This is a genomic window from Paenibacillus urinalis, assembly GCF_028747985.1.
GTDB lineage: Bacteria > Bacillota > Bacilli > Paenibacillales > Paenibacillaceae > Paenibacillus > Paenibacillus urinalis.
Genome location: NZ_CP118108.1, coordinates 4,422,797 through 4,434,943, shown reverse-complemented (window position 1 = coordinate 4,434,943; position 12,147 = coordinate 4,422,797). Strand labels below are relative to the sequence as shown.

Sequence of the window (12,147 nt, the reverse complement as noted above, 5' to 3'; positions counted from 1 at the left end):
GGTTCCAAATCCTTTCAGCATATAGGTTAACTGGTTTGTGCACCTTAATGGAGTACCCTAACCTATACTTGAAATGGAGGATGAACGAATGCCAGGAATGAACAAAACAAAAGCGATCACTTTATCTTTATCCACCGCTTTACTTGTCATGTCTGGTCTAACAGGCTGTGGCACAAACACGGATAATCATGATTTGAACACCAATAATGTGCGTAACAACAAGACCGATAACAATCGGTACGGATTAAATGCAAACAGTGTTCATCGTACCAATAATCTCAGAAACAGCGATGATTTATCAAAGACTGTATCTGATATGGATGGAGTGGGTAATGCTTATGTTCTCCTTACTGATCATAACGCTTATGTTGCGGTATCGCTCAAAGACGGGGTCCAGCCGCAAAGCACAAGACACCACAATAACCGTAATATGAAGAGCAAGGACCTTGGCAGCATGGGAGTAAAGACCGGGACGAGAGCTCCTTATACAACCAGCGGTATTGCTCCAGGACTTACTAATGATTATTCTCAGAGCAACATGCTGGGAGATTCAGCGAACGGTCCTCGAGGAGCAGGCGGATTGTTTAATCCGAACAATGTACGAATGAATGATACCAAAGGCCCGACAACGTATACTAAAATGAATGATCATGACCAGGCCGAAGAAGAAGTATCTGATCAAATGAAGAAAAAGATTACAGCGAAGATCAAAGAAATGGCTCCAGAAGTGAAAAATGTATACATCTCAGCAAATGCAGACTTTGTAGGTCGTGCTCAAGGTTATGTTAACGATGTGACCGAAGGCAGACCCATCAGCGGATTTATTGATGAATTTCAAACCATGATGGATCGTTTGTTCCCGACAAACGGAACCATGATTGACAACAACAATAATCGTTAATCCAGCATAGAAGAGCTTATGGGGAATGAATATAAAAAAGGCGTTGTTCCAGAGAGATGCTCTAAGGGACAACGCCTTATTTTGCTTCATTTTAACTTCTTATCTACTGTCCATGCTTAATGCACGGCCTTTGATCCATACTTGCTTAAGCTGAAGCGAGTCATCCAGCAGCAGCAGATCCGCCTGCTTTCCTTGCTCAATGGTTCCTGTCGCATCCAATATGCCTAGAAGCTCGGCCGGATTATGACTAGCTGCCTGCGAAGCTTCTATAATATCGAGCCCGGCCTCCTGCACGAGGAAGCGGAAGCCGCGAATCATCGTAAGTGTACTGCCTGCAAGGGTAACTCCATCCTCTAACCGAGCCACACCTTCCTTAACGATGACCGGCAGGTCACCGAGGGTGTAATTTCCATCCTCAAGCCCGGTCGCCGAAATGGCATCCGTAATGAGTACCAGCTTCTGCAGCCTGCTTTTTAACTGAGCAAGAAGAGAGACTGCGGCAGGATGAACATGAATTCCGTCTGCAATGACTTCGGCGCTGATCCGTTCATCACTGAGCACGGCACCGGCTACACCGGGTTTGCGGTGATGAAGAGGGGTCATCGCGTTAAAGGTATGCACAGCGTGGTGGAGTCCCACTTCTACAGCGGCTTCTACTTCTTCATAAGTTGCATCCGTATGACCCAATGCGGCGATAATTTCTTTATCTTTGAGCCATGCGATCACCTCATGCGCACCTTGCTGTTCAGGAGCAAGCGTCACTTGCCGAACGAGTTCAGGATATTGCTGTTCCCAGGAGATCAGCCAGTCTACATTCGGCAGTGAAATATGCTCCGGATTTTGCGCTCCGGGCCATTTTGGACTAATAAAGGGACCTTCCAGATGAACCCCTGCAAGCTGTGCGTAAGGCATCTCCTTGGAACGGTATTTGTTCACTTCGCTGAGCACCTTCTCAATCCAATCTTTAGGCGCAGTCATGGTTGTAGCAAGCATCGTCGTCGTTCCTTGAGAAGCGTGATAAGACGTAATTGTATCGAGCACGTTCTCGTCTGAGTTCATAAAGTCTTCACCACCGCCGCCATGAACATGGATATCAATGAAGCCGGGAAGGATATATCCATTCTCGCTTGTGAACGTTTCTATGACGCCTTCATTCCAGCGAAGAGGTAGAGCTGCCTGGGTGCCTGCGTACACGATGGTTTCATTTTCAATGACAACGACACCATCCTCAATTACACTGTCCTTGGTAACGACATTTCCGTATATTTTAGTAAGCAATTACATCAGCCTCCCTGCACCGCGGTCTAACAGTACAATAACGTTCGGATGGCACTGAAGCAAGGATGCAGGGCACTCTGTAGTGATGGGACCGGTCAGCGCTGTACGAATGATGTCTGCCTTGTCTTCACCGCGGGCAACGAGAAGGATTTGTTTTGCTTTGAGAATAGAACCGACGCCCATCGTCATAGCCTGCTTAGGTACATCGGTCGGAGAATCAAAGAATCGGGCATTCGCCTTGCGGGTTTCCTCTTTGAGATCAACGACATGAGTGCCGCTCGTCAGGCTTGCTCCAGGTTCATTAAATCCGATATGCCCGTTATGTCCTATGCCCAGCAGCTGGATGTCGACAGGGCCGTGATCATTGACCAGCTGTTCATAATGAACGCATTCCGCTGCCAAGTCAGATGCATTCCCATTCGGTACATGCGTGTGATCCATATTCATATCAATGTGGTTAAACAGCTGCTCATTCATGAAGCTGCGATAGCTCTGTGGATGATCTTCAGGAAGTCCTACATACTCATCAAGATTGAAGGAGGAAGCTTGGGCAAAGCTCACGAGTCCTTTGTTGTACATTTGAATCAGCTCTTTATATATACCGACAGGGGAACTGCCAGTTGCCAGACCCAGTACAGCCTTACGTTTGGATTGCAGAAGAGCGGCAATAATTCCAGCGCCGGTTGCATTCAGGTCATGCTCATGTTCAAAAGTCCAAATATTCATATGAAATCACCCTTCATTTCTTAGTTTAATTCGCTGCACTTGCTCATAGGACACATTCAGCCTAGGGACAAATCGATCAAAATCATGACTAACCATGCCGGTAAATATAATATCGATCACATGAAGGAGTGCAATACGCGAGGCCATGTCCCCTCTGCGCATACCCTGTTCCAGGGAAGAGGTGAACAAGGGAATATCTGCAATGGAGGCCAGTGTACTGTGTCCGTAAGAGGTTAGTGAGATGGTGCGGGCTCCATTTTCTTTGGCACAAAGGAGTGCATCAATTGTATCCTGTGTTTCTCCCGAATAGGACACGGCAAACGCAACATCCTGCTCACCCAATGAAGAGGCTGAAGTGACCTGCATATGTCCATCAGAAAAAGCAGTGCAGGAAACGCCAATACGGATCAGCTTCTGATAAAAGTCCTGCGTTACAATGGATGAGGTGGCTACCCCATACAGATCAATGCGCCTAGCGCCGCATAAGAGCTTAATTGCATCCTCCAGGCGTTCATGATCAAGCAAACGAGTAGTATCGGTAATGGAAGCGAGATGGTTCGCCTCAATGGCTTCTATAATCGTAGAAAGTGAATTTCCCGCGACAATATCCTGATAAGCCGTAACGCCCGTTGGCTGGGAAATTTCCGCTGCCAGCTTCATCTTGAAGTCGGGAAACCCCCTGAAATGACGAGATTTGCAAAAACGGGTTACCGTTGCAGGACTCGTACCGCTGTTCTCAGCTAGTTCCTTAATCGATAACCCGGTCACCTCAGCGGGAGATGTCAAAATAACTTCTGCAATCCGGCGTTCCTGGGAAGGAAGCTGATCGAGCTCTTTGGAGAGAGCATTAAGTATCGTCGTCATAACTCATCCGCCTTGTTAGAAAATTAATTTCACAAATATATTAATTTTAATGAAAATTATTTTTGTATACCTTCATCTTAATCAAAATGTAGGGCAAAATCAACCGTTAGCCACACATTTCCTCAGCCTTACCTAGCATGTACTTGAAGTTTGATCTTTAGCCCATTTTTTTCCGAAGATTGAACCAATATAGGTGATTTTACATAAGATGAGTTGACTGTATCCCTTAACCTTGTTACACCATACAAACCCGGGCAAGGAGGGGTAAACATTGAAGGGTGACCACAAGAGCAAATTTTTGTTGACCCATCGTGAACGCGAAGTATTCGAGCTTCTGGTGCAGGACAAAACGACACGCGACATTGCAGGACTTCTCTTTATCAGCGAGAAAACGGTCCGAAACCACATTTCTAATGTCATGCAGAAGCTCAATGTTAAGGGTCGTTCACAAGCGGTAGTGGAATTGATCAAGTTAGGAGAATTAAAAATCTGACGAAGGCACGGAGTTCTTTCGTTTTCGTCATGGCCCTCTTCGCTCATCCGATTTGGATGAGAGAGGAGGGCTTCCGTTTGTGCTAGAGGAGATGAGATCGTGGGCTGACTGAAGTTATACATAGGTGGAAAGGTGTGCGCGTGGAGGGTATTTTGGTGGAAGGGGAAACGCAGTTAGATGGCGCGCGTGGAGGGTGCTTTGGAGCGAGGGGAAACGCTGTTAGATGTTGCGCGTGGTGGGTACTTTGGAGCAAGGGGAAACGCTGTTTTTGTGCTGCTCACTTCGGTTGTTTTTGCTTGGACGCGGGTAGGTCGAAGGAGCAGTGGTCCAAGCAAAAGCCAAAAGTCGTTCCCATCTCAAAAACAGCTTATTCCCGAGAAGGGCAGCGTCAGAAATCCTCATCTCCTCTGTGGTGTGGAGGAGGGGGACGTGGTTGCTCTCCTAGGTGAGCAACCAGTCTGAGTGTGAAGAGATGCTTCGTGTGGAGGGTGCTTTGGAGCGAGGGGAACGCTGTTTTTGTGGTGCTCACTCCGGTTGTTTTTGCTTGGACGCGGGTAGGTCGAAGGAGCAGTGGTCCAAGCAAAAGCCAAAAGTCGTTCCCATCTCAAAAACAGCTTATTCCCGAGAAGGGCAGCGTCAGAAATCCTCATCTCCTCTGGGGTGTGGAGGAGGGGGACGTGGTTGCTCTCCTAGGTGAGCAACCAGTCTGAGTGTGAAGAGATGCTTAGTGTGGTGGGTACTTTGGTGGAAGGGGAAACGCAGTTAGATGTTGCGCGTGGTGGGTACTTTGGAGCAAGGGGAAACGCTGTTTTTGTGCTGCTCACTCCGGTTGTTTTTGCTTGGACGCGGGTAGGTCGAAGGAGCAGTGGTCCAAGCAAAAGCCAAAAGTCGTTCCCATCTCAAAAACAGCTTATTCCCAGGGGGCAGCGTCAGAAATTCTCATCTCCTCTGGGGTGTGGAGGAGGGGGACGTGGTTGCTCTCCTAGGTGAGCAACCAGTCTGAGTGTGAAGAGCGCTGCACGTGGTGCTTATTTTGGTGCAAAACACATTTTGAATGTCATGCAAAAACTCAATGTTAAGGGGTGCATATTTTTTGCTGAGGATCGTGAAGAATTGACTTTATTCTCTGTCATGTAATCGATATAGTACATAATTAGATAGGTAGAAAGAAAGCGCACTCAATACCTATACATAACAATAGGGAGATGGGCTGTCACTATGGAAAGTACTACTAAACTGAAGTTGAAGCGTAAGGATATCGAAAGCATATGTTCAGCTGCTTTTCCTGAAGCCGGGAAGCTTAAGATGGCAGAGGAGCTTACTGAAGGCTGGGCAAATTCAGCTTATCTCATCACCTTGGAGAATGATACGAAGGTAGTAGCGAAGATCGCGGCGAGCATGGACTCCTTCATGCGTTACGAGCGTAACTTGATGCGTGCAGAGGTTGAGGTGCTGCGGCTGTTGGAATCTTCGGGGTTCACCATTGCACCACGGGTTATTTATCATGATGCTACAAAAAGCATAATCGAGTCTGAGTATTTTCTAATGAGCTATATTCCAGGTCAGTCTTTAAACAAGATCAGAAATGAACTCCCGGAAAGCACATTAACAGAGATTTATCAGCAGCTGGGCGTATACAATCGTGAGATGAATGAGATCAAGGGAGACGGATTTGGCTTCTACGCTCAAGAGGAGAGAAGAAAATCGACTTGGAGGGAAGCTTTTTTTCTAATGCTGGATGATCACTTTGCCGACGCGGAAGAGCGCGGAGTGAAGCTGCCCGTGTCAGGAACCGAAATGTATGCAGCGATGTACAGACTTGCCGACGCATTGGATGAAGTGACAGAGCCTAGGCTTATCATCTGGGATTTATGGGACGGGAATGTCATGATTGAAAATAACAAGATTTCTGGCTTGATTGATTTTGAACGTGCTTTTTGGGGAGATCCGCTGATGGAGTACCATTTTAATCATAAAAATGAGGTTACAGATTTTCGTTTAGGATATGGCCGGGATGTGGTTACGGAGGCGGAACATAAGCGGCGGGCGCTGTATGATGTGTACCTTGATCTGATATTGTGTGTTGAATGTTCCTACCGTGGTTACACAGACACCAATTATTTAAAATGGGCCTCAGATAATCTTGTTCAAAGCTGGGAAGGATTTATTCGGCAATATCCTTATTAGTGATTCAGCTACACGATTATCTTAAGACGGCAGAGTAACGATTAAGAGTGGTTTGATTAGGTGTTTTACGTGAAAAGGAACGACGAGGCACGTTGCTCCTTATATGGAACTATTCATTTTATCACAGCGTCTAATCCAACAAAATGAAGATTAGATCGCGAGGTGATCTGAATGAGAAACAAATTAACAATGTTCCTTCTGAGTTTTTTAATTCTGCTTGGTCTTGTTCATTCTGTAACGCCCTTAACAGCTCATGCCTGTTCTTGTGCTGGCCCTGTCAGCATGGAAGAACAGTTGAGTCGGAAAACGGCAATTTTTACAGGAAAGCTGATCAGTCTTAGTCAACCGGACCAAGGAATGATCTGGTCTTCCGCAGATCCGGTCTCAGCACAATTTGAAGTTATGAATGTGTGGAAAGGGGAGCTAGGTGCAGAAGCCACCGTATACACTGCAAGAAGTTCAGAAAGCTGCGGTTATGAGGGATTCGAAGTTGATGAAGAATTTATCGTTTTTGCTTATGGACCGTATGATCAGCTCAAGACCGGTATTTGCGAAGGGACAAAGGAGCTGGGCTCCGCACAGGAAGAATTGGCCGCACTTGGAGCAGGGTATAAGCCGGTAGCAGATACAAGTCATGAAAAAAATGCTTCGGAAGCGCTCATCGTGAATAAAAACCCAGGATCAAGCCAAGTTTGGATTGTGCCTTTGATGATTATTGCTGCCATGCTTGCTGTGACTCTACTGGTAATACTACGTAAGCGGCGGAAAAACTAAATTCAGTCATAAATCCGAGCAGCATCACCCACACAAAAAAGAGCGGGCTGTAAATCAGCCAGCCCGCTAACAGAGCCCCATCCCCCACGCAGAGGATTGGGGCTCCAGTCATTTAAGGTGTTGTCTTCGAACCATAGAGGCGAGCCGAAGAGCGAAGAGGACGGAATTGGAGTGGAGAAGCGGAGCGTTCGTCTTTGCCGTCAGACTTCAACCGTGTAATCACAGTAGAATCAAGAAGTCTGAGGTCAACAACGATCGGAACCCAATCCGTCCACGGAGCACCCGAAGCGAGCCGCCCATCTCCGCAGCATCACATCCAGCACGCCCTTCCACGAAGCATCCCCAACACAAAAAAGAGCGGGCTGTAAATCAGCCAGCCCGCTCACGGAGCCCCATCCCCCACGCAGAGGATTGGGGCTCTAACCAATAAGATGTTGTCTTCGAACCATAGAGGCGAGCCGAAGAGCGAAGAGGACGGAATTGGAGTGAAGAAGCGGAGCGTTCGTCTTTGCCGTCAGACTTCAACCGTGTAATCACAGTAGAATCAAGAAGTCTGAGGGCAACAACGATCGGAACCCAATCCGTCCACGGAGCACCCGAAGCGAGCCCACCCATATCCGAAGCATCACATCCAATACGCCCTCCATCTCCGCAGCAACACTTCTTAATTTCGCAATTCAGCCCCAGCTCCTATGTAACCCGCCTTAGATTTGCTTCAAATAATCCACAATCGTCAGCAAGCCCTTGTCAAAGTTCTCCAGATTAAAATGCTCATTCGGTGCATGCAGATTCTCATCCGGAAGGCCAAAGCCCATCATGACAGCAGGAGCATTCAGGGTACTGGACAGCTTCTCAACAATTGGAATTGATCCGCCGTCTTTGGTGAATAGAGCACGTGTGCCATAGACGTTCTCGAAGGCATCCGCTGCTTTTTGCAGAAATGGATGGTTTGGATCAATGTTAAAGGCAAATGCTTTTTCCTTAGGAGTAAAGGAGAGCTGTGCTCCCACCGGCGTATGTGCCTTAAGATGGGCTTCGATCGCATCCATCACCTTCTGAGGGTCCTGATCTGCGACGAGTCTGCAGGTGATCTTGGCATGGGCCTCCTTCGGAATGACCGTCTTGCTGCCTTCCCCTTGGAAGCCGCCCCATACACCGTTCAGCTCCAGGGTTGGACGTGCGCCTACACGTTCTACGAAGGAGAAGCCCTCTTCACCAAACAGAGCGTCAAGCCCCAGATCCTTTTTCAGCTGATCCTCATCAAAATTTTGTTTTGCGAATTCTTCGCGCATCTCAGAGCTTAACTCTTGCACACCCTCGTAGAACCCATCTACAGAAACACGGCCCTGTGCGTCATGCAGGGAAGCAAGCAGAGACACCATGGCATGAAGGGCGTTGGGAACACCACCGCCATATGATCCCGAATGCAAATCCGTGTTTGCCGTATTTAGTGACAGTTCCATAGAGCACAGTCCGCGCAGTCCTGTTGAGATCGCAGGCTTGCCTGGAGCCAGCAGCGAGGTGTCGGAGATCAGGATCGCATCAGCAGCAAGCTTGTCCGTGTTGTCTGCCAAGTATAGCGGAAGATTTGGACTTGAAATTTCTTCTTCCCCTTCAATACAGAATTTAATGTTTACAGGCAGCTCTTTTTCCTGCTTCAAAATCGCTTCGATGGCCTTCACATGCAGGAATAATTGACCTTTGTCATCTGTGGCTCCGCGGGCGTATAGCTTACCGTCCCGAATATCCGGTTCAAATGGCGGTGTCTGCCACAGATGGAGCGGATCGACTGGCTGTACATCGTAATGGCCGTAGATGAGAAGCGTTGGCTTCCCTTCTGCATGAAGGTAATCAGCCGTAACAACAGGATGGCCTTGCGTAGGGTGAATCTCTACATGCTCAAGACCCGCCGTCTTTAGTTTGTCAGCTACCCATTCTGCCGCCTTCAGAACATCTCCTTTATGTTCGGACAGAGCAGAAATACTTGGAATCGCAAGCCATTCCTTTAATTCATTCAAATGTGTCTCGCGATGTTCAGCAAAATATGCTTTATAATCAACGCTCATTGTAATATTCATCCTCCTTGATTCATCATAAACAGCAGCAATGATATTGCTTTGCCCTATTATTTTACACTCTTTTTGGCAGAATACGAAATTATTCCGGGTTGAGATACGGAATTCATCCAAGCTAGCAGGAAATGAAGAGGGAACAGCGAATGCAAACAGAGAATATATAAAACATTTACAAAATTATAAATAAATTAATAAAATATTATAGTAAACTTCATAGGAAACGGGCAGGTGAGCGATTCATGAATCCGCAGCAGGTGTTGACGGGAGAGAAAGAATACGATCCACTACCTAGTGAGAAGAAGCGGCCTTTCAAAGGCCGGTACTATCGGAAGAATCTCATTACGATTCTGCTCATCGCGAGCATTCCGGGCTTAATTACAGGAATCGTTATTTACTGGCTGGTCGTCTCCCAGATGGAGGAGGAGTTCAGTCGGCTGCATCAGAATCAGATCAGTAATCGGGCAGCGAACATCGCTGATCAATTTTCATATATGGAGCTTGGATTATCCCACTGGGCCTTTGAGCCTCGATTCGGCGAAGAATTAAAGGATATGGATTACGTCTATCATTTTGACCAGACGGAGGATATTGTTACAACCTTATATGTGTTACAGGGGTCACATCCGCTGATAGATAAGGTACAGCTCTATTTGAATGAGCCGAAGCCGATTTTGTTTAACCGCTCTTATGGAGAGCTGTCGGATGAACAGTTGATCCGATCCTATCATCAATATTTAACGGGCGGCAGTCAGGTGTACTGGACAGATAGGCTTCCAGGACAGCTCCTGCCCGAAGGTGATGTGAACACGGCTGAGGAGCTGCTGCATACAGACACTAATGAAGCGCTGGTGCTGGTGCACAAAATTCCCGGAGGGAGCACGGCACCGTTCGGAGCCCTTATTGTGACGCTAGATAATGATAAAGTCAGAAGTATTCTGAAAACGCTTACTCCATATGACCAGGGCTCGACCTTTTTGCTGGATAAGAGCGGAGAGGTGCTGGTGTCCGGCGGTGATCACAAAGGGGCCTCCTCCGGTGAGCTGAACGAGCAGATTAGGCAGCAGGTCGATTTGGAGCGTAATAACGGTTCTTTTTTATATACATTTGAAAATACAACGTATTCAGTGTCCTATGGCAAGCTGAGTCGCATTGACTCTGATTGGGTCTATGTATCCGCCGCTCCGATAACGGATATTACAGCACCCTTATTGTCGGTGTCCAAATTCATTGTAATCGTCAGCGCGGCAGGTCTGCTTATTGCCATTTTATTATCCTGGCTGGCCTCACGGCGTATTTATTCCCCTATTGAGCGGTTGCTCGGTGTATTGGGTACGAATGAAAAGGAGCGACTTCAAGGAACATTACTGCATCATGACGAGTTTGAATTACTTGAAACCTACTGGAACGACCTTCTTACGGAGAGAAGCAGAGCAAGACGCAAGCTGGATGATCAGCTGCCCATGCTGCGTGGAAGCTTCGTTATGCAGCTGATTCAAGGGCATCTATCGTCCCATTCAGAAGCATATCTCATTGAACAGATGTCGGATCTCGGGTTCAAGGTGGAGGATCGCCAATTTTTGCTGGTGAAGCTGCGGCTGACGGGCTATTCGAATCTAAACGGTCGTTTTAACGAGCAGGACACAGGACTTGTCACTTTTGCTGCTGTTAATATTATTGAAGAGTTTGCCGCACAGCGGTTTGAGCAGGCTGCAGTCCTGAATTTTCATGATTTATCCGCGGCTGTGCTCCTTACGGGCACGAATGAGGAGTCACTGAAGTCCGCTGCCCTTGTGTGGGGAGATGAGCTGATGCTGGTGATCAACCGGATTATGAAGATGAACGTAACGATCTTGATCAGCAGGCCAGCAGGCTTGGTATCCGAGCTTCCGGCACGATTCCTGGAGCTGGAGCAGGCAGAAGCGTTTAGAAGCATTGAAGATCTGAATCAGCTTCTGGATCTGGATGAAGAATTGCAATATCAAAAAATAGAAGAGTCAAGCTATCCTTTCCTCCTTGAGCGCGATATCGTCCAGGCGGTGCGTACAGGCAAAATGGAAGAGGCACAGCGTATCTTGTCTCAATTTATGGAGGAGGCCATTAAGCAGCATACGACCGAGTACCAATTACAGCAAACGATGCTTCAGCTGCTGGCGAGCCTGCTTCACATGATGCTTCAGTCCGGAGTTCCCTCTCATCAGCTGTTCAAGGGGAGGAATCTGTATGAGGAGATTGCATCCTTGAAGGAACGGGTTCCAATTGAGAAGTGGATGAGACAAGAAGTATTTCTTCCTTATATCCGTTACATGGAAGAGAGATCTCATGCCGGACTTAAGCCCGTTATTGACCGAACGATGCAGCGTATCGACGAGCAGTACATGACAGACATATCGCTGGAAAGCTGTGCAGACCAAGAGGGAATGACCCCTTACGCACTTAGCAAAGCATTTAAACAGGTAGCAGGCATCAATTTTATCGATTATGTAACTTACAAACGGATTGAGGCAGCGAAGGAATTGCTGAGAGAAACAGATTTGAAAATGAATGATATCGCGGACCGAGTTGGTTATCAGCACAGCTACTTTAACCGGATTTTTAAGAAGCAGGAAGGAATGACGCCGGGTCAATATCGCGATCAATGGCATCAATAGCAGTGTGCTGAAGATCAGGAAGTCTCTACTTGTCCTCGTTGAAATTTATTCGGTGGATAAGTAGAGCTTTTTTATGAGTACGAAGCCATTCTTCATGCATGGATACACATGATTTCATCTAATTTACAAAAAAAAGTAATTCAGGCAAAAAAGTTCAATCACATGAAAACCCCCGATTTAATAAGCTTCTTAAAACGCTGT

Annotated in this window: 10 protein-coding genes; 5 read left to right on the top strand and 5 right to left on the bottom strand. The window is 47.2% G+C overall.

Annotated features, from left to right (window positions below; translation table 11 throughout):
- Window positions 1–88: 88 nt before the first annotated feature.
- Window positions 89–901 (top strand): YhcN/YlaJ family sporulation lipoprotein, encoded by an 813-nt coding sequence (locus tag PUW25_RS20460; protein WP_052512255.1) that lies wholly within the window; start codon window positions 89–91, stop codon window positions 899–901.
- Window positions 902–1,000: 99 nt separating this feature from the next.
- Here PUW25_RS20460 and nagA read toward each other — a convergent pair whose 3' ends face one another.
- From nagA to PUW25_RS20445, 3 genes are read right to left on the bottom strand one after another with little or no spacing between them, the layout of a single operon-like run.
- Window positions 1,001–2,179 (bottom strand): N-acetylglucosamine-6-phosphate deacetylase, encoded by a 1,179-nt coding sequence (gene nagA, locus PUW25_RS20455; RefSeq protein ID WP_274338438.1) that lies wholly within the window; start codon window positions 2,177–2,179, stop codon window positions 1,001–1,003.
- Window positions 2,180–2,905, bottom strand: a complete 726-nt coding sequence (gene nagB, locus PUW25_RS20450; protein ID WP_047913629.1) for a glucosamine-6-phosphate deaminase — start codon at window positions 2,903–2,905, stop codon at window positions 2,180–2,182.
- Window positions 2,906–2,911: 6 nt separating this feature from the next.
- Window positions 2,912–3,769 carry a MurR/RpiR family transcriptional regulator gene (locus tag PUW25_RS20445; RefSeq protein WP_047913630.1) on the bottom strand — a complete coding sequence of 286 codons (858 nt, stop codon included), beginning with the start codon at window positions 3,767–3,769 and terminating at the stop codon, window positions 2,912–2,914.
- Window positions 3,770–4,040: 271 nt separating this feature from the next.
- Between PUW25_RS20445 and PUW25_RS20440 the strand changes: the two genes are divergently transcribed.
- The 3 genes from PUW25_RS20440 to PUW25_RS20430 all read left to right on the top strand — a co-directional run bounded on the left by PUW25_RS20440 (window position 4,041) and on the right by PUW25_RS20430 (window position 7,223).
- Window positions 4,041–4,262, top strand: a complete 222-nt coding sequence (locus PUW25_RS20440) for a helix-turn-helix domain-containing protein (RefSeq protein ID WP_047913631.1) — start codon at window positions 4,041–4,043, stop codon at window positions 4,260–4,262.
- Between the two features lie 1,218 nt (window positions 4,263–5,480).
- Entirely contained in the window at window positions 5,481–6,449 is a 969-nt protein-coding gene (locus PUW25_RS20435; protein WP_047914471.1) for a phosphotransferase family protein, read from the top strand.
- Window positions 6,450–6,620: 171 nt separating this feature from the next.
- Complete coding sequence (locus PUW25_RS20430; RefSeq protein WP_047914472.1) at window positions 6,621–7,223, top strand: hypothetical protein; 603 nt, start codon at window positions 6,621–6,623, stop codon at window positions 7,221–7,223.
- A 369-nt stretch (window positions 7,224–7,592) separates the two neighbouring features.
- Here PUW25_RS20430 and PUW25_RS20425 read toward each other — a convergent pair whose 3' ends face one another.
- Both PUW25_RS20425 and PUW25_RS20420 read right to left on the bottom strand, forming a co-directional pair.
- Window positions 7,593–7,838, bottom strand: a complete 246-nt coding sequence (locus PUW25_RS20425) for a hypothetical protein (RefSeq protein ID WP_152557840.1) — start codon at window positions 7,836–7,838, stop codon at window positions 7,593–7,595.
- An 89-nt stretch (window positions 7,839–7,927) separates the two neighbouring features.
- Window positions 7,928–9,289 carry a dipeptidase gene (locus PUW25_RS20420; RefSeq protein WP_047914473.1) on the bottom strand — a complete coding sequence of 454 codons (1,362 nt, stop codon included), beginning with the start codon at window positions 9,287–9,289 and terminating at the stop codon, window positions 7,928–7,930.
- A gap of 248 nt (window positions 9,290–9,537) precedes the next feature.
- Here PUW25_RS20420 and PUW25_RS20415 point away from each other — a divergent pair, with 248 nt between their 5' ends.
- The gene (locus PUW25_RS20415) at window positions 9,538–11,946 is read left to right on the top strand and encodes a helix-turn-helix domain-containing protein (protein WP_205055155.1); all 2,409 of its coding nucleotides are present in this window, start codon (window positions 9,538–9,540) and stop codon (window positions 11,944–11,946) included.
- The last annotated feature ends 201 nt before the right edge of the window (window positions 11,947–12,147 follow it).

Excerpts from the sequence above, each read along its gene's own strand:
- PUW25_RS20430 (WP_047914472.1), top strand. The coding sequence starts at position 6,621 with ATGAGAAACAAATTAACAATGTTCCTTCTGAGTTTTTTAATTCTGCTT.
- PUW25_RS20460 (WP_052512255.1), top strand. The coding sequence starts at position 89 with ATGCCAGGAATGAACAAAACAAAAGCGATCACTTTATCTTTATCCACC.
- PUW25_RS20415 (WP_205055155.1), top strand. The coding sequence starts at position 9,538 with ATGAATCCGCAGCAGGTGTTGACGGGAGAGAAAGAATACGATCCACTA.
- nagB (WP_047913629.1), bottom strand. The coding sequence starts at position 2,905 with ATGAATATTTGGACTTTTGAACATGAGCATGACCTGAATGCAACCGGC.
- PUW25_RS20420 (WP_047914473.1), bottom strand. The coding sequence starts at position 9,289 with ATGAGCGTTGATTATAAAGCATATTTTGCTGAACATCGCGAGACACAT.
- PUW25_RS20445 (WP_047913630.1), bottom strand. The coding sequence starts at position 3,769 with ATGACGACGATACTTAATGCTCTCTCCAAAGAGCTCGATCAGCTTCCT.
- PUW25_RS20435 (WP_047914471.1), top strand. The coding sequence starts at position 5,481 with ATGGAAAGTACTACTAAACTGAAGTTGAAGCGTAAGGATATCGAAAGC.
- PUW25_RS20425 (WP_152557840.1), bottom strand. The coding sequence starts at position 7,838 with ATGGGTGGGCTCGCTTCGGGTGCTCCGTGGACGGATTGGGTTCCGATC.